Below are 19,120 nucleotides of genomic sequence, written 5' to 3' on the forward strand. Positions count from 1 at the left end.
TTCTTAATAAAATTAACAGTATTCAGGCAGGCAGGAACTGATCAAAGTCAGTTATCCCGCTATTTTACTTCATAAGTTTCACCTGAAAAGAATAGATCATCAGTACACCTGAAAGAGGATTTGGATTTGATCTCTTCGGTGAGAGCATTTTCTCTTTCCTCAAGGGTTACATCATTATAACTTCTAATAATTCCGGTCACTAATGGATACTCTAAACGTACTAGCATCTGATGCAGTGTGGGGTCTTTTTCATGGGCATCGTGTACCAGGATATCATCTTCGGTTATTCCATTCTCACCGATGGTAACTACTTCTAATTTGAGACCATTCAAAACGAGTCCTTTATTTCCCTCTTTTCCGAAGATCATTGGCTTACCATGTTCTACATAGACTTGCTTGTCTGAACGTACGTTCTTATCTGTGTATTTAAGGTAACAGCCGTCGTTAAAGATCACGCAGTTCTGCATTACTTCTACCAAAGAGGTACCTTTGAATTTCTGGGCTTCCACGAAAGTTTCGGTCATTTCTTTTGGAGTGTTCCCCGAGATTCTTGCAAAGAACCTGGCATGAGCTCCTATTGCCAGTTCACCTGGAGAAAAAGGAGGCTGGGTATTTCCGTAAGGCGAAGATTTTGTTTTCTGCCCGACAAGCGAAGTGGGGGAGAATTGCCCTTTGGTAAGACCATAGATCTCATTGTTGAAAAGGATGATGTTGAGGTCGATATTCCTTCTAAGAACATGAATAAAATGGTTTCCTCCAATGGCCATACTATCACCGTCGCCGGTGATCACCCATACGCTTAGGTCTGGATTGGCCAGTTTCACTCCGGAAGCGATAGCCGGAGCACGCCCGTGTATCCCGTGCATTCCGTAGGTTCCCATATAATAGGGAAAACGTGAGGAGCAGCCTATTCCGGAGATGAAGACCACATCTTCTTTTTTTACATCCATTTCTGGCAGGGCCTTTTGAACCGAGCGAAGGATCACATAATCATCACAGCCCGGGCACCATCTTACCTCCTGGTCGTTGCCGAAGTCTTTGTAGGTATACTTTTTATTATTGAGAGTTGGTGTTTCCATAGTTAGATCAGACTTTTAAATTGTTCAACCAGTTCGGAATTGGCAAAAGGCAATCCCTGTACTTTGTTATACTGTAAGAAGTTAATATTGCTAAAGTTCATTCGTAATACATTCACGAATTGGCCATTGTTTAGTTCACAAACAATAATCTTTTTGAACCTTCTCAGGATATCTTCGGTGTTCTTTGGAAGTGGATTGATATAGTTGAAGTGGGCAAAACCAATATTTCTATGCCCCTCTTCATATAATTCTTTTACAGCCGAGTGTAAGGCACCGTATGTGCCTCCCCAGCCAATCACCAGAAGGTCCCCTTCATTACTGAATTCAGGTACTATTGATGGGATATGGTTCTGTACTCTTTTTACCTTTGCTGCACGCGTCTGCACCATAACCTCGTGGTTTTCGGGTACATAGGAAACATTCCCCGTCACCTTATCTTTTTCAAGTCCTCCAACCCGGTGTTCAAATCCCGGTGTTCCGGGAATAGCCCAGGTTCTTGCCAAAGTTTCTGGATCCCGGTCATAGGGATTCCAGTCTCCTTTGGCTTCCTTTATAAGATGATTTTTGATCTCGGGCATTTCTTCAATGCTCTTGACCTTCCATGGTGCCGAACCGTTAGCGATATAGCCATCGGTTAAAAGAATTACGGGGGTCATATGTTCCAATGCTAACTTTGCAGCTTCATAGGCATAATTAAAACAGTTGGCCGGTGTACTTGCGGCAAGCACTATTACCGGGCTTTCTCCGTTGCGACCGTATAATGCCTGAAGGAGATCAGATTGTTCTGTTTTTGTAGGAAGTCCAGTGGAAGGGCCACCTCGCTGGACGTTCACAACCACCAGCGGTAATTCCACCATCATGGCCAGCCCCAGGGCTTCCCCTTTTAAGGCAAGTCCCGGCCCTGAAGTGGTGGTAATGGCAAGGTCTCCTGCAAAGGATGCACCAATGGCCGACGTGATTCCTGCTATCTCATCTTCTGCCTGGAAGGCTTTTACTCCAAAATGTTTATGTTTCACCAGTTCATGGAGGATGTCTGTTGCCGGGGTGATAGGGTAGGAACCTAAGAAGAGTTCCAGTCCCGATTTCTCTGCTGCTGCGAGAAATCCCCAGGCGGTAGCCGTATTTCCCATAATGATCCTGTAAGTTCCCTTTGCCATCCTGGCTGGAGAGATACTATAGGAATTAGGAATAAGTTCAATGGTCTCCGCATAAAAATAACCCGCATTCAGGACCTTGGTATTGGCCTCTATTAAATGGGGTTTGCTTTTGAATTTTTTATTGAAAAATTCGATGGTATGTTCGGGAGATCGGTTGTAAAGCCAGTAAACCATTCCAAGGGCAAACATGTTCTTGCTTCTTGTAATACTTTTGTTATCCAGACCTTCCACGTCCTTAAGAGCCTCCTTGGTGAGAGAGGTCATTTGAACCTGGACCACCCGGTAATTCTCAAGACTTCCATCTTCCAGCGGATTGGTTTCATATTGTGCCTTTTCAAGATTCTTCTTGGTAAAGGAATCGGTGTCTACTATAATAGTATGTCCCGGTTTAACTGCATAAAGATTGGTCTTTAAACCAGCCGGATTCATAGCGACCAGCAAATCTACATTATCCCCGGGGGTGCTTACTTCCACACTGCCAATATGTACCTGGAATCCCGATACCCCATATAGACTTCCCTGGGGAGCACGTATTTCGGAAGGGTAATTCGGAAATGTTGCTACATCGTTTCCGAACATTGCAGAGGTATCAGAGAACTGAGTACCGGTAAGTTGCATTCCATCACCTGAATCACCTACAAATCGTATTACAACGGCATCCAGGGCTTCTGCGTTAGGTTTCTTGTCTAGTGTAATCATATTTGGCTTATTTAAACAGCTCAGTTAACAACTGATACTTTTAATATATCTGTACCAAATTTAGATTCACTATTTAGCATTAAATATGATGTTCGTCATATATAAAGGACATTAAAAAAATTAGAGTTTTGATCAAAATATGATGAACGTCATATTAAGGCAGGTAGGAGCAGGGTAAATTTATGCGAAAGTTTAAATTAAAATTTTACGATTATGGCACTAATTATAACCGATGAATGTATCAACTGCGATGCCTGCATTTCAGAATGCCCAAACAACGCCATTTATGAACCAGACCAGGAATGGTCTTATTCCGATGAAACCAATTTAAGCGGTACCGTTACGACCCCAAAAGGAAAAGAGATCGATGCTGATTCTGAAAATGAACCGCTTTCTGATGAATTCTACTTTATTATACCGGAAAAATGTACCGAGTGCAAGGGCTTTCACGATGAGCCTCAGTGCGCTTCTGTATGTCCTGTAGATTGCTGTGTTCCTGATGAAGACCATCCTGAATCTGAAGAAGAGCTTCTTGAAAAGAAAGCATGGCTTCATGGTGAATAACTGAAGATAGAAGATATTAATATAAAAAAGGAATCATGACTAAGGAATTCCCTAAGCTCATTTGTGATGCCAACGAGGCAGTAGCGCGAGTGGCACACAAAACAAATGAAGTCTGCGCGATTTATCCCATAACACCGGCGTCTCCAATGGGTGAACACGTAGATGTTTTTAGTTCAAAAGGAAAGAAAAATATCTGGAGCAATGTTCCAAGAATTGTTGAAATGCAAAGTGAGGGGGGTGCTGCCGGAGCAGTACACGGATCACTCCAGGCTGGAGCTCTTACTACTACATTTACGGCATCACAGGGACTGCTGCTTATGATCCCTAATATGTATAAAATAGCAGGAGAGCTACTGCCTTCTGTTATCCATGTGGCGGCCAGGACTATTGCCACCCATGCGCTGTCTATTTTTGGAGATCATTCAGATGTAATGGCGGCAAGGCAGACAGGTTTCGCTATGCTGTTTGGCGGCTCTGTTCAGGAAGCGCAGGATTTTGCGCTGATCTCTCAGGTCGCCACCTTAAAGTCACGTGTGCCTTTCATGAACATTTTTGATGGTTTCAGAACCTCTCATGAGATCTCAAAAATTGATGCGATACCAGATGAGGTAATCAGTGCATTGATGCCTGAAGACAAGATTATGGAGCACAAAAAACGCTCTCTCGATCCCGATTCTCCGGTAATTCGAGGTACTTCTCAGAATCCTGATGTTTTCTTCCAGGCACGGGAGGCAGCAAATCTCCACTATGAAAAAGTGCCAGTCACGGTTCAATCGGTCATGGATGAATTTTATGAACAAACAGGTCGCAAGTATAAACTGTTTGATTATATAGGTCACCCAGAGGCTGAAAGGCTAATCATTATAATGGGGTCCGGGGAAGGAGCTGTTAGTGAAACAGTAGATACCCTCCTTAATAACGATGAAAAAGTTGGAGTACTTCAGGTACGCCTGTTCAGACCATTTTCTATTAAACACTTTATTGATGCAATTCCGGAAACCGTTAAGAAAATTGCGGTCATGGATCGTACTAAAGAGCCTGGAAGTACCGGAGAACCTTTATATCTTGATGTGGTTACCGCTTTTAACGAAAGCCAAAGGAAAACTCCGGTAATTGTTGGAGGCCGTTATGGTCTATCTTCCAAAGAATTTAATCCGGCAATGGTCAAAGGAATTTTTGATGAGCTGGAAAAGCCTCAACCAAAGAATCACTTTACCATTGGTATTAACGATGATGTGAGCCACACCAGCTTGTTATACAATCCTGTTTTCAAGACTAAAAAGACCACCTTTAACTGTATGTTCTATGGTCTCGGGTCTGATGGTACTGTTGGGGCTAATAAGAACTCTATTAAGATTATTGGGGAGACGACCGATAATTATGTTCAGGGGTATTTTGTATACGACTCCAAGAAGGCCGGAGCGCAAACTGTTTCCCACCTTCGTTTTGGCCCTCAACCTATTTATTCCAGTTACCTTATTAATACAGCCGATTTCCTCGCCTGTCATCAGTTCAATTTCATTGAGAAATATGATATTCTGAAAAAGATCAAAAAAGGAGGAACTTTCCTTTTAAATGCGCCTTTTTCAAATGAGGAGATCTGGGATCAGCTTCCGCAGAAAATGCAGGAGGAGATCGTGGAAAATGAACTTGAATTTTACGTGGTAGACGCTACTAAAGTAGCCCAGGAGACCAAACTTGGTAAACGAACCAATACCGTGCTTCAAACCTGTTTCTTTGCGATTTCAGGAGTCCTTCCCAAAGAGGAAGCCATTCAGAAGATCAAGGATGCCATTGTGAAATCATACTCTCACAAGGGGGAAAAGATCGTGAAGATGAACTTTAACGCTGTAGATAAATCTCTGGAATATCTTCAGAAAGTAGATTATCCGAAAACAATAACCAGTGACCGTGCACTCAAACCGATGATGACCGGTGAAGCCGATCCTTTCGTGAAAGAGGTGCTCGGTAAGATACTTTCAGGTTATGGTGACGAACTTCCTGTAAGTGCCTTTCCGGTGGATGGAACGTTCCCGACCGGAACAACCCAGTACGAAAAACGTGGTATTGCCGATTTCATTCCCGTATGGGAAGGAGAAGATCTGTGTACCCAGTGTAATAAATGTGTAGCGATTTGTCCGCATGCCGCCATAAGGGCGAAAGTGGTTCCCACTGAAGAACTTGCCGATGCACCGGAATCGCTAAAAGCGGTTCCTGCCAAAGGCAGGCCATTTACCAGTGCAACCGATTCTTATGTGCTTCAGGTTTCTCCTGAAGACTGTACCGGTTGTGACCTTTGTGTAGCTGTTTGTCCTGCCGAAAGCAAGGAGATAGAGAACTTTAAGGCCATCAATATGAGAAATAAACTTGATGTCGCCGAAGAAGAGAACAAGAACTGGGACTATTTTGTAGATCTGCCTTATTACGATCGTACCGAACTGCAGATAACCAATGTAAAGGGATCACAGTTTCTTGAGCCATTATTTGAATTTTCGGGAGCCTGTTCGGGTTGTGGGGAAACCCCATACATCAAGATGCTTACCCAACTATATGGTGACAGGATCCTGATTGCAAATGCTACCGGCTGTTCTTCCATTTACGGGGGAAACCTGCCTACTACGCCTTATAAAAAGAACGCTTTAGGACAGGGACCTGCCTGGGCCAATTCATTATTTGAAGATAATGCAGAATTTGGTCTGGGAATGAGACTTGCCCTTTCCAAGAAGGAAGAAATCGCCGTGGATCTTTTGAAATCTCTTGAAGAACAGGTTGGCAAAGAGCTGGTAGAAGCCATTCTAACCAATCCTGAAGAGAATGAAATTCAGAAAAAAGAAAAGCTAGTACAAATAGAAAAGCTGAAAGCGATTCTAACGACTATCGATAGCGATAAAGCCAGAAAGCTTAATGAACTTAGCGAATATCTGCGCAAAAAAACTGTCTGGATACTCGGTGGTGACGGCTGGGCTTATGATATTGGTTACGGTGGTGTAGACCATGTGCTCGCATCGGGAGAAAACATCAATATCCTGGTGATGGATACTGAAGTTTATTCCAATACTGGAGGACAGATGTCTAAAGCTACGCCGCTTGGTGCGAGTGCTAAATTTGCGGTTTCCGGAAAAAGAACCTCGAAAAAGAGCCTTGCATTACAGGCAGTATCCTATCAGAATGTATATGTGGCCCAGGTTGCGATAGGTGCGAAGGATCTGCAAACCCTCAAGGCGATAGAAGAAGCGACGGCCTACCCCGGACCATCTATAATAATCGCTTATTCGCACTGTGGAGAACATGGTTATGATCTTAAACACGGCCCCGCCCAACAGGAAAGAGCTGTAGAATCGGGTTACTGGCCTTTATTCAGATTCAATCCTGCCCAGCCAAAAGGCAAAAGATTCAAGCTGGATTCAAAACCGCCAAGAATACCAATCAAAGACTTTATGTACAATGAGACCCGCTTTACCCGGGTGGCAAAAGAAAATGCCGAAGTGGGTGAAGCTTTACTGAAACAGGCCCAGGAAGAGGTTGAAGTTAAATGGGAAAGACTGGAACTTTTCAGAGATATGTAATTGCCAACAACTATTAATCAATTCAAAATACGTTTTTAGTTATATGTTCAGAACGTGATAATTCAGAGATATGGCTAAAAACGTATTTGTTTAATCTTCTAAATTAAACATTATGGAAAATAATACCGTAAAAATCCTGGACCAGGCAATTAAAAAGCTGGATGAAGCAAAAGAAGAGCTTGGAAGACCCGAGGAAGATGTTGTATCATTCCTGGTATGTAAAAATTCACAATTTGCAATAGAGAACCTTCTCAAGGCATATCTGCTGAATAATAATATTGATCCTTCAGATTGTAAGACAGTAGATAGTTTATATACGAAATGCCGGTCTATAAACAAGAACTTTGAATCAATTGATCTATCAGGTTTTAATTGTAAAGCCAGTGATTTGCAAAAAAGCTATTGTAGTGATAATCCAAAAGTAAGTAATTGTTATAAGCTGGCTGATGACCTAAAGGCCTTCTTGCGCAGAGAGCAACTTTTTAGTTAGTTTTTTCTTGGTTTCTGGTGCACATAAAGTCTGCTTATTGATTTAACCAGGTTCAAATAAATGTTATTTCAATTCTGCGGGTTTATATAACCTGAAGGCTTGTTGAGATTACAGAAATTAATATGCTTTTCTGCATTCAGGCTGCTTTCTTTGTTCAAATTGAACGGCGTGTTCCAAGACAAGATATGCAGCGGTAACAAGATTCCGAAGTTCATAATATTCCAGGAGAAAACAATTATTATCAAATTTTTCGACCAGCATATTTCTCATAAGTTTTAGTTCTTCCAGGGCAGATTTCTTTGCCGGGACAGGAGAAAGGTATACCAGTTCGTAGGTCATTAGATGTTTAAGCCTTTTTCTTAAAGATTCGAGGCTTATCTTATTTTGATCGGAATTTTTACTTCTGCTCTCCATGGAGATAGAACCTCTTTGGCTGTCAATTTCATCTATCCCGGGTGCCAGGAATTTGGCTGCCTGATGAGAGAAAACCAGGGCTTCCAGAAGCGAGTTTGAAGCCAGGCGGTTTGAACCGTGTAGCCCCGTGGAACTACATTCTCCCGATGCAAAGAGATTCTTTAGGGAAGTCTGCCCGTTCTTGTCCACCTTTATACCTCCACATTGATAATGTGCAGCGGGAATAACAGGGATAAGGTCTGTCTTAAGATTTATTCCTTTTTTCCAGCAATTTTTACTAATAGTAGGGAAATGCCGGGCAAACATACCTTGATCAAGGTGCCGGCAATCCAGGTAAACACATTTTTCACCTGAATTAGACAACTCTTTTAAAATAGCAGCAGAAATAATATCTCTTGTAGCCAGTTCTCCGCGGCGATCATGGTCAAATAGGAATCTTTTGCCGTCTTTATTTACCAGGTAGGCTCCATAGCCTCTGACGGCTTCAGAAATAAGAAAAAGACCTCCTGGGGTTTTTTCATATAAAGCAGTAGGATGAAATTGCACAAAATTCATGTCTCTAATCTCAGCCCCGGCATTAAATGCCATTGCCACACCATCGGCTGTTGCAACCGATGGATTTGTTGTATTGGCGAATAGTTTACCACTTCCTCCAGTAGCCAGAAGGGTTACCCTGTTTTTGATTTCGGTAAGTATATTTTTGCTAAGGTCCAGGGCTCTAATTCCAATACAGCGCGGAATTCCTCTCCAGTATTTTATAAGCAGATCGGTCACAAAATACTGGGAATGCAATTTTATATTAGGATAGGAAGCCACTTTTTCCAGAAGCTTGGTCTGGATCTCAAGCCCGGTAAAATCCTGTTTATGCAGTATCCTGTTAAAAGAATGCCCACCCTCCAGGGCCAGGTCGAATTCACCGGTAGAAGAGAGGTCGAAATTGCTACCCCACTCCAAAAGTTCGTTAAGCCTCTCCGGCGCCTGTTCCACCACCATCTTTACAGTTTCGGGATCGTTGAAGCCCTTTCCTGCATTGATAGTATCCTGGAAATGGGATTCAAAGCTATCATGCTTATGATCCAGAACAACGGCTATGCCTCCCTGGGCACTTTTGGTGTTTCCTGAATCGGATTTTTCTTTAGTGAAAATGGAGATCTCCAGATCGGGTCTTTCTTCTGCTAATTTTATGGCGAATGAAAGACCAGCTATACCTGAGCCTACAACCGCAATATCAGTTTTGAACAACATATTCTATTGATAATTCGAGCATTCGTTTAATAGGAAGCGCTGCTTTTTCCATTATTCTCTCTTCGAGTTCGATTTCCGGAGTTTCATTTTTAAGACATAAATGAAGTTTTTGGAGACTATTCATCTTCATATAAGCGCACTCACTGCAGGCACAACTGTTATCTTCTTTAGCGGGAGCGGGAATTATGGTCTTTTCCGGGAATTTTTTTTGCATATCATAGAGAATACCGGCTTCGGTGGCTACGATAAAAGTGGTCCAATCGGTTTTTGCGATATATTTAATTAAACCAGAGGTTGAACCAATATAGGAAGCGGCCCTCAGGATATGACTTTCCGATTCGGGGTGGGCAATGATCCGGGCTGAAGGATATTTTTTATGCAGATCCAGTAATTTGTCGATTGAAAAAGCCTCATGAACCACACAGGAACCATCCCAGAGCAGCATTTCACGTCCGGTTTTTCTGATGAGATAATCCCCCAGATTTTTATCGGGAGCGAAAATTATCTTTTTTTCCTTCGGAATGGAATTGATGATCCTTTCAGCATTTGAAGAGGTACACACTATATCACTCATCGTTTTGATCTCTGCTGAACAATTTATGTAGGTTACCACTATGTGGTCTGGGTGCTGCTCTATAAATTTCCTGAAACTTTCCGGTTCACAACTATCAGCCAGGGAACATCCGGCATTAAGATCGGGCAGGAGAACTTTCTTTTCCGGATTGAGGATCTTGGCGGTTTCAGCCATAAAATGAACTCCGGCGAAAACAATGATCCCGGCACTGGTCTGTGCTGCTTTTTTTGCCAACTCCAGGCTGTCTCCCACAAAATCGGCAACCTCTTTAATTGCAGGTTCCTGATAATAATGGGCAAGTACAACCGCATTTTTTTTCTTTTTAAGTATCTGTACCCGAGTCTGTAATTCTTGAGTTTCAGAAGGAAATTCTTTCATTTATCAAAATCTTAGATAGGGGCTGATCTTTTTGAAGCCTCTTCATTCGTCGGGTTACAAAATTAGTGACCACATTCAGCTTATTTTATGACCATTGTCATTTTTTGAAAAGAATCCATAATTGAAACTAATTGATTTTCATTGAAAATAATAGAGTTGAAGAGATCAATTTTATAACTTCGAGAATTTTGAAAGTAAGTCGAAAAACTGGTCTGAAATTGAGTACAAAGTACTGATAAAGGCAAATTAAAAGGAATTGAGAATGCAGATAGGTGACCTTAATGGAACCATGAAACTTAAGAATGGAATTGAAATGCCATACCTTGGGTTGGGTGTTTATAAGGCAAAAGACGGAGCTGAAGTTATTCGTTCAGTAAAACACGCCCTGAATACCGGATATCGTTTGATAGATACGGCCTCCTTTTATGAGAACGAAGAGGGAGTGGGTGAGGCGATAAAAAATTCCGGAATTTCACGGGAGGAAATATTCGTTACCACGAAGATCTGGATCGATGATCAGGGTGCTAATTCTACCCGGCGGGCCTTTGAAACCTCACTTCGTAAGCTTGATTTCGATTACATTGATATGTATCTTATTCACTGGCCTGTACCTGATAAGTTTCTTGATAGCTGGAAGGTTCTTCAGGAGTTATATGAAGAGGGGAAAGTAAAGGCAATAGGAGTGAGTAATTGTCTTGTTCATCACTTGGAAAGTATAAAGGAAACCGGAGGAGCTCAGCCTATGGTCTTGCAGAACGAATTTCATCCAAGACTGGTACAACAGGTGTTGCTGGATTACTGTATGGAGAACGATATTCGGTATCAGGCCTGGTCACCATTGATGCGGGGTAAAATACTTAGCAATGAGATACTGGAAGATCTTGCCGTAAAATATTCCAAAACCCCTGCCCAGATAGTACTTAGATGGGACCTTCAAAAAGGAGTGGCAACTATTCCCAAGAGCGTACATAAAGAAAGGATAATCGAGAACTCCATGGTTTTTGATTTTGAACTGGCTCCAGATGAGGTGGACCTGATAGATTCTCTGGAAAACGATACACGTACCGGAGCTCACCCCGATCATTTTATGGCACATTTCCAGAATAAATCTTGAAAATTTTAAATTCCGATTTCCTTTTGATAATTAAAATAAAGCTGTTTAATTTGCAGTCCTAAATCGGGATGTGGCGCAGTCTGGTAGCGTATACGCCTGGGGGGCGTGGGGTCGCAGGTTCAAATCCTGTCATCCCGACTCTTTAACTATGTAAGTTAAAATTAATAAATAGGGTAATTATATGTTTTTCATGTAATTGCCCTTTTATTATTTGGAGTTGTTGAATAAATACTTCTATGGTCCTTTCCCTTTAGAGAAGCATGTCGTAATTCAATTTTGTAAAGATAGTCTACTTTCCCCTTAGTATTTGGCCTCCTCGACTATTTTTAATGTTATCGATTACAATTTAATTTTTTAAGAGGTTTTTTTCGGGTTTTATATTCTGCAAAGTTCTAAATTTCTAAATTTACTGGTCATATAAATTATAAATCCACGGTTTTAATCACTATTTATTACTATAATATCAAAATTATTCCTGAAAAATTTTGTTTTTGATTTATAATAAATATATTTACGTAATCGATTGCATTGTTAAAATATTAAGAAATGGTAATTGTTTACAGTAATATCAGGTGTTTTTGATAATTTTTCAAACGTTGTAGTTACTAGATTTTAACATTTTTATTAAGCTGAATTGAAAAATCAATAATCATTAGTGTTGACAAAATGGGAAAATGGCACTAAAAAATAATTTAACTAACTAATTTTATGGAACAAGTTCTTGCGAAAAAAAAATCGTTTCTCATAGGGTTTCCAGGGAGGCGATTAAGGTACAAACTACATGGCCTTTTATTTTTGTGTATTCTATTTAGTGCCAATGTGATTTTTGCTCAAACCACTGAAGTTACCGGAACTGTAATTGCTGCCGATTCAGAAATGCCTCTGGCCGGAGTGACGGTTTTGGAGAAAGGCACTTCAAATGGAGTGGCAACGAATTTTGATGGAGAGTATTCCATTACCGTCTCAAACGAAAATGCTGTACTGGTATTCAGTTATGTGGGATTTCAAACCATCGAAGAGAATGCAGGTGGACGATCCACGATTAATGTTCAGCTTCCTGTAGATTCAAATGCACTGGATGAAGTTGTAGTTGTGGGTTACGGTACGGCCAGAAAATCTGATCTAACTGGATCTGTCGTTTCTATCTCTGGTGATGAATTGGATCAGCAGGCGAAAGCTAGTGTTGCAGAAACCTTAACGGGAAGACTGCCCGGAGTACAGGTGCTCTCTACTGAGGGTTCCCCCGATGCTGAAATAAATATCAGAATTCGAGGTAATGGTTCATTAACCCAGGATAGTTCGCCCTTAATCATTGTGGATGGATTTCCGGTAGCCAGCATGAGCGACATAAGTCCAACCGATATTGCCAGTATTTCTGTATTAAAGGATGCTTCTTCAACAGCCATTTATGGTTCGCGAGGTGCTAACGGAGTTATTATTATTACTACCAAGGATGGCGTCGCTGGACAGATTAATGTAAATCTTAATACCTTTTACGGATTTCAGAAAATAGCCAATACAATTGATGTTCTTGAGCCCGAAGATTATGTGAAATGGCAGTACGAATATGCCCTGCTTCGTGATCCTGAAAACCTTGATTCCTATGAGCGATATTTTGGATTGTGGCAGGATTATGATCTATACCAAGGTAAAGAAGGTAATAATTGGCAAAAGCAGATTTATGGAAATATGGGCGAGGTACAAAGCCATGACCTGTCAGTTAGAGGAGGTTCTGAGAAGGCCAGTTTTAACTTTAACTATGCACATTATGATGTGAATACGATTATGGTCGGATCAGATTTTAAAAGAGATAACCTCTCCCTGGCCTTAAAAAGTCAGGCAGGAGAGAAGGTTGATTTATCCTTTACAGTTAGATATTCAGATACTGAAATTAATGGTGGAGGTGCCAATGAACAAAATGAAATATCTTCAGCAGATTCGAGATTGAAGTATAGTGTTCAGTATTCTCCGATTCCAATTTCAGGATTAACTACAACGAATACCGATGAAGCCTTAACTGGATATTTAGTAAATCCTTTTGTTGCTACGGCAGATAATCAAAGACTTCAATTAAGAAAAAACTATAATATGTTAGGGAGCTTTGGTTGGGATATTATAGATAATCTTAGATTCCAGTCAGATTTTGGTCTTGATTACCGTACCGAGCAGGATTATCGGTATTATGGTCGTTCTACTTATTACGCAAGTAATAGGCCATCTGCAGAAAACCAGGGACTTCCTTCGCTGGTCTATAGTGACCGGAAGCGCGAAAGCTTCAGAAATGCTAATACTATAAATTACGATTTTGCTGATTTACTTGGTGAAGATCATAATTTAAAACTATTAGTAGGTGAAGAGATGATCATTACTCAGGATAATGAAGAAACTTCTGAAATTCAAGGGTTTCCAAAGGATTTCGATTTTGAAACAACTAGAAAATTAACTACTCAGGGTACTCCTCAAACTGTGGATAATTTCTATCGTCCAGATGATAAACTCTTATCTTTCTTCGGCCGTGTTAATTACGATTTTAAGAACAGGTATTTGCTTACGGCTACCTACCGGGCAGATGGTTCAAGTAAATTTCTAGGTGACAATCGTTGGGGTTACTTCCCCTCAGCTGCAATAGCCTGGAAAATAAAAGAGGAGGATTTTCTTAAAGATTCAGAATGGCTGGATGCTCTTAAATTAAGATTAAGTTATGGTGAAGCTGGTAATAACAATATTCCGGCAGGTCAAACTGTACAAAGCTTTCAGTCTAACACCACTACTTATTTGAACGAAATTCCAACTTACTGGTCCGCATCAAGAGTTCTAGCTAATCCTGATCTTAAATGGGAAACCACGGTTACCCAAAATGCCGGTCTGGATTTTGAAATGTTCCACGGATTTTTGAGAGGTAGCGTTGAGGCCTATAAGAATGTAACTACAGACCTTTTACTTGCCTTTAGAACCCCGGGTTCTGGATATGAATTCCAGTACAGGAACCTGGGAGAGATTCAGAATACAGGTGTGGAAGGATCCCTGAATTTTAACCCGATTATGGAACAAGATTACGGATTAAGTTTCTCCCTGAATGTTTCGGCAAACAAAAATAAGATCAACTCTCTTGGATCTCTGGAAGATTATCAAGACTATTCTGGGTGGGCATCTTCCCAAATAGGAAGTGACTATGCCGTGTGGGTTGGTCAGCCAGTAGGTGCCATGTACGGTTATCAGAGTGATGGACGATATGAGGTGTCAGATTTTGATTTTGATGCTGCAACAAACACTTATACTTTAAGGTCTGATGTTGTGGATAATAGTGATGTTATAGGTGAAGTGATGCCGGGATCATTAAAGTTAAAGGACATCAACGGGGACGGAGTAGTGGATATTAACGACAACTCGATCATTGGAGATGCTAACCCGGATTTTACAGGAGGTTTTGTTCTTGATGGCTATGCATATGGATTTGATCTTTCCGCTGCATTTAATTTTAGCGTAGGAAACGATGTTTATAATGCCAATAAGGTTCAGTATACCACAGCCAATGAAAATAGCCAGTACAGAAACTTAAGTACGGCAATGGCAGACGGAAGAAGGTGGACCAACCTTAATCCTGAAACCGGAGAGCTTATAACCGATCCTGATCAACTTGCAGCGGCTAATGTAAACACTACGATGTGGTCGCCTTATATGAGAAATTATGTTTTTAGTGACTGGGCTGTGGAAGATGGATCATTCCTTAGGTTGAATACTCTTACCTTAGGTTATACCCTGCCAGATTCTCTGGTGTCAAAAGCGAATATTACTAAACTAAGATTTTACGCAACAGCTAACAATGTGTTTGTTCTAACCGATTATTCCGGGTTGGACCCTGAAGTTTCTACCAGGAGAAAGACACCGCTTACTCCGGGTGTGGATTATTCTCCGTTCCCTAGAAGTAGGCAAGTGGTATTCGGTTTAAACCTTAATTTTTAAAATTTAGATGATAATGAAGAATATAATAAAAATCTTTTCGATAATCCTTTTGACAGGTCTTATGGTATCCTGTGAGGAAGATTTGTTAGATGGGGAGTTTTTAGATGCTCCGGCAAAATCTACACTGGATGAATCTACTATTTTCTCCACCGTTGACCTCGCCAAAGGTGCTGTAGATGGTATTCTTGAACCTATGGGACAAACAAACTCCTATCGCGGACGGTTTATCCCTTACTACGGATTTAATACCGATGTAGAATATAACTATAGTGCTGGAGATGAAGGATCAGATGCCGATCTGGTTTACTACGATGCCAAGCCTACTAACTCCAGGATGAATACTGATAACAATGCGTGGGCAATGATGTATCAGGGTATAGAAAGGGCAAATATTGTTATTCGAGGACTTAGAAACTTCGGTAACCCAGAACCTGGAAATGAGTTTGGCCAACTTTTAGGAGCAGCGCTTACTTACAGGGCGGTTTATTATGCTGATCTTATGAAAGCCTGGGGAGATGTGCCAGCACGTTTTGAACCAATTACTTCCGAGACATTATATCTTCCAAAAACTAGTCGTGATACCATTTATAAAAGGCTGATAGCAGATCTTGGGGAAGCTGCTGAACTTGTAGCCTGGCCAAATGAAACACCTTCAACATCTTCAGTAGAGCGAATTAATAAAGCCTTTGTAAAGGCATTTAGAGCTAGATTGGCGATGGTTGCAAGTGGTTACCAGCAATATCCTGATGGAGTAAGACGAAGCAATGATCCTGAACTTTCAGTTCAAAACATGTATCAGTTAGCGCTGGATGAAGCTACGGATGTTATTAATAGCGGAAGAGCTTCTCTAAATCCGTCATTTGAGGGATTTTGGCGAAGATATAATGAGGAAAATACAACCGCAGGTGGAGAATCCTTATGGGAAATTCCTTTTGCCGACGGTCGTGGTCGTGTTCTCTTCTCATTTGGAATTAGACATCGTAGCGTAGACCAATTCACCGGTCAGCCAAGGGGAGGTACTGCTGGTCCAACCCCAACAGTTTACTACGATTTTGACGAAGATGATACAAGGCGTGATGTAACAGCTGTTCCTTACCAATGGGGAACTGCTGTAGATGGAATCGCGCAGCAGGAACTTACTGGCATCGACCTCTGGTATTTCGGTAAATATCGTTACGAATGGATGAACAGGTATGTAACTTCTACCAATGATGATGGATTGAATTTGATCTATATGCGATATGCTGAAGTGCTATTAACAGCTGCTGAAGCGGCCAATGAACTTCAGGGACCTGGTGCAGCGGCACCTTATTTAAAAGAAATTCGACGAAGAGCATTTCCGGAGGATGTTCACGCCGAGAAAGTAGAAGCTTACGTAAACGCATTGGGCTCTAAAGAAGAAATGTTTAGAGCAATCGTAGAGGAATATAAATATGAGTTTACAGGTGAAATGGACAGGAAAATGGACCTTATTCGCTGGAATCTGCTGAGTGAAAAACTGGATGAGGAAAAACAGGAACTGTCAGATCTTAACAATAGGACCGGTGATTATGCTAATGTACCAACCACCTTATATTACAAATATGAAGATGATGGTTATACGCTGGATATCTATGGATTGGAAAGAGGAGAAACTGGAAATCCGGGTCCTGAATATTCCGCTTTCAACTGGAATCAGCCGTTAGATGAAATTATAAATACCTTGTACAAACCGGGAGTTGATCCAGATAACAGGCAATTCTGGCCAATCTGGCAGGTCTTTATTGACGCCAGCAATGGGCAGTTAGTAAACGATTACGGATACTAGAAGTGAAAAACAGACTTAATTTATAATTATGAAAGTTAGAGATATTTTAAAAAATTTACTGATAGTCATCACAATTGGGGCTACAGTTGCCGCTTGTGATTATGATAAAGAGCTCATAGAGGAATTGCCAGTAGAAAGAGAATTCGCCCCTGTTAATTTATCCGCCTTTGTTCGAAATCAGGTGAATGTAGAACTGAACTGGACAGTGAACGAGAATGCTAATAGTTATATAGTAGAATTCGCTGCCGATTCTTTGCAGTTCAATAATATTGTAAAAACTGTGGAGGTGAATCCCGATGAACTGCCTGTTCTGGTTCCGCTAGACAGTGAAACCCTGTATTCAATCAGGGTAAAAGCGATTAGTGACCGAGGTCTGGACGATTCCTCATGGGCGGTAACCACAGCCAGAACCCTGACCGAGCAACTGTTTCTTGAAATCCAGGATGGAGATATTCTGGCAAAAGAGGCTACATTAAGGTGGGTGCCAGATAGTGAGGTTACCGAAATCACTTTGAGCCCGGGAGATATTAGCTACACTATTACAGCTGAAGACATAGCTAGCGGAGTAGCGACAATTTCGGGTCTCGAATCGGAAACAGAATATACTGCTACCCTTCTTAACGGAAATACTATTAGAGGCGTGAAGACCTTTACAACTGGAATCGACATAGGAGGCGGGAAACTGGTTACTCCAGAGGATGATCTATTGCAAATGATTGCCGATGGAGTTTCAGGAGACGTATTCGTATTGGAACCGGGGGATTATACAAGCCAGACCGGTACCATAACCCTCGATAAATCTATTACCATTCAGGGATTAAGAAGTTTTGATAAACCTCTATTGCAAGTCAACTTCGAACTTGTTGCTGGTGCTGAGGACGTTGAATTGATCGACCTTAATTTACAGGGTCTTGGGGAAGGTTCAGAAGATCTATCAGATGTGGTAAGGTATACTGGACCCGGTAATTACAATTCTCTATTGATTAGAGGATCTGAAATACATAATTATTCACGTTCCTTCATTGCAGGAAATGAGACAGATGCCATCCTTCAAAATTTGACCGTAGAGAACTCTATTGTATACGACGTCTTTACAAGTGGTGGTGATTTCATCGATTTCAGGAATTCAGATGTACTGAATGTTACCCTAATGAACAGTACGTTCTATAATTGTGCCCCAGGAAGGGACTTTATCAGGATGGATGCAAGCGGTACCTCAAATGATTCAGGTGTAACGGCTAATATCCTTTTAGATGGTCTTACCATAAATGCCTGTTCCAATTCTGATAGCAGAAGGATACTCTATGTTCGATTTGTGTCGAATGACGTGACCGTACGTAATACAATAATTTCGAATACAGAGTCTGAAGGTTATGCCGACAGGGAGGGAATTGATGAATCCCCAACTTTCAGTAATAACAATTACTGGAACGCACCTGGATTCACCAATGATTCTCAATATATTTTTGATAGCAGCAATCCATTCACTCAGGATCCTGGTTATGTTGATCCTGCAAATGGAGATTTTACGCTAACAAATCAAACTCTAATTGATAACAACGTGGGAGATCCACGATGGAGATAAAATTATGCTAGGTGAATTTTAAATATAAAAGGGGTATGCGTCTTCACGATGCATACCCTTTTTTATTTCTGTGATCAACCAGCATCAGAAACTTACCATAATTCAATCTGGATTATGACCTGGGGCTTTTGGGCCGAATAATTACAATTTGTTTAAAATTTAAAACAATTCAGAAACCAGGATAGGAAACATTTTAAACTTAAATCTTTTATTGAATGATGAAACGATTACACTTACTATACCTCTTCCTCATAATTGGGGGCTTAATGGGGTATTCTCAGGAATCCACAGATCTTCCAGATGTCTGGGACTTTGGAGCCACTCAGCTGGACGAATCCCAGTATGACAATCAATTATCCGTAGAAGTTATCAATTCATGGTATGATGAATCGATCACTCCAGGAACTAGCGGTCATACCCTGCCAGATTTCACGGCAGGTGATTTGAGCTTCACTGGTGGCGGAAGTGACCGTCTTAGAACGAGC

General features: G+C 41.1%; 12 protein-coding genes and 1 tRNA gene. 9 read left to right on the forward strand and 4 right to left on the reverse strand.

Annotation, left to right across the window (positions count from 1 at the left end; translation table 11 throughout):
* Positions 1 to 59: 59 nt before the first annotated feature.
* Positions 60 to 1,079, reverse strand: coding sequence for a 2-oxoacid:ferredoxin oxidoreductase subunit beta (locus LU635_RS01600; protein WP_240095473.1), 1,020 nt, complete (start codon positions 1,077 to 1,079; stop codon positions 60 to 62).
* A 2-nt stretch (positions 1,080 to 1,081) separates the two neighbouring features.
* Positions 1,082 to 2,935, reverse strand: coding sequence for a 2-oxoacid:acceptor oxidoreductase subunit alpha (locus LU635_RS01605; RefSeq protein WP_240095475.1), 1,854 nt, complete (start codon positions 2,933 to 2,935; stop codon positions 1,082 to 1,084).
* A gap of 213 nt (positions 2,936 to 3,148) precedes the next feature.
* Here LU635_RS01605 and LU635_RS01610 point away from each other — a divergent pair, with 213 nt between their 5' ends.
* From LU635_RS01610 to LU635_RS01620, 3 genes are all read left to right on the forward strand, one after another.
* The gene (locus LU635_RS01610) at positions 3,149 to 3,499 is read left to right on the forward strand and encodes a 4Fe-4S binding protein (protein WP_240095478.1); all 351 of its coding nucleotides are present in this window, start codon (positions 3,149 to 3,151) and stop codon (positions 3,497 to 3,499) included.
* Positions 3,500 to 3,534: 35 nt separating this feature from the next.
* The gene (nifJ, locus tag LU635_RS01615) at positions 3,535 to 7,065 is read left to right on the forward strand and encodes a pyruvate:ferredoxin (flavodoxin) oxidoreductase (RefSeq protein WP_240095480.1); all 3,531 of its coding nucleotides are present in this window, start codon (positions 3,535 to 3,537) and stop codon (positions 7,063 to 7,065) included.
* 112 nt (positions 7,066 to 7,177) lie between these two features.
* Entirely contained in the window at positions 7,178 to 7,555 is a 378-nt protein-coding gene (locus LU635_RS01620) for a HEPN domain-containing protein (protein ID WP_240095482.1), read from the forward strand.
* 117 nt (positions 7,556 to 7,672) lie between these two features.
* On the opposite strand, the gene nadB is transcribed toward LU635_RS01620, so the two are convergent.
* Both nadB and nadA read right to left on the reverse strand, forming a co-directional pair.
* Positions 7,673 to 9,214 carry an L-aspartate oxidase gene (gene nadB / locus LU635_RS01625; protein WP_240095484.1) on the reverse strand — a complete coding sequence of 514 codons (1,542 nt, stop codon included), beginning with the start codon at positions 9,212 to 9,214 and terminating at the stop codon, positions 7,673 to 7,675.
* A complete protein-coding gene (gene nadA / locus LU635_RS01630; RefSeq protein ID WP_240095486.1) occupies positions 9,198 to 10,166 on the reverse strand; it encodes a quinolinate synthase NadA in 969 nt (322 codons plus the stop codon). Before nadA ends, nadB begins: the two co-directional genes overlap by 17 nt.
* 262 nt (positions 10,167 to 10,428) lie before the next feature.
* Here nadA and LU635_RS01635 point away from each other — a divergent pair, with 262 nt between their 5' ends.
* From LU635_RS01635 to LU635_RS01660, 6 genes are all read left to right on the forward strand, one after another.
* Positions 10,429 to 11,280: an aldo/keto reductase gene (locus tag LU635_RS01635; RefSeq protein ID WP_240095513.1), complete on the forward strand. Its 852-nt coding sequence runs from the start codon at positions 10,429 to 10,431 to the stop codon at positions 11,278 to 11,280.
* A 64-nt stretch (positions 11,281 to 11,344) separates the two neighbouring features.
* Positions 11,345 to 11,418, forward strand: a tRNA-Pro gene (locus LU635_RS01640).
* A 570-nt stretch (positions 11,419 to 11,988) separates the two neighbouring features.
* Positions 11,989 to 15,243, forward strand: a complete 3,255-nt coding sequence (locus tag LU635_RS01645) for a SusC/RagA family TonB-linked outer membrane protein (RefSeq protein ID WP_240095515.1) — start codon at positions 11,989 to 11,991, stop codon at positions 15,241 to 15,243.
* 13 nt (positions 15,244 to 15,256) lie between these two features.
* Positions 15,257 to 17,050, forward strand: coding sequence for a RagB/SusD family nutrient uptake outer membrane protein (locus LU635_RS01650; RefSeq protein ID WP_240095517.1), 1,794 nt, complete (start codon positions 15,257 to 15,259; stop codon positions 17,048 to 17,050).
* A 28-nt stretch (positions 17,051 to 17,078) separates the two neighbouring features.
* A complete protein-coding gene (locus LU635_RS01655; RefSeq protein WP_240095519.1) occupies positions 17,079 to 18,635 on the forward strand; it encodes a DUF4957 domain-containing protein in 1,557 nt (518 codons plus the stop codon).
* A 215-nt stretch (positions 18,636 to 18,850) separates the two neighbouring features.
* Positions 18,851 to 19,120: hypothetical protein (locus LU635_RS01660; protein ID WP_240095521.1), on the forward strand; the 270-nt coding region annotated here is incomplete at its 3' end.

Origin of the sequence: Christiangramia crocea (genome assembly GCF_022410465.1) — a bacterium.
Classification (GTDB): Bacteria; Bacteroidota; Bacteroidia; order Flavobacteriales; family Flavobacteriaceae; genus Christiangramia; species Christiangramia crocea.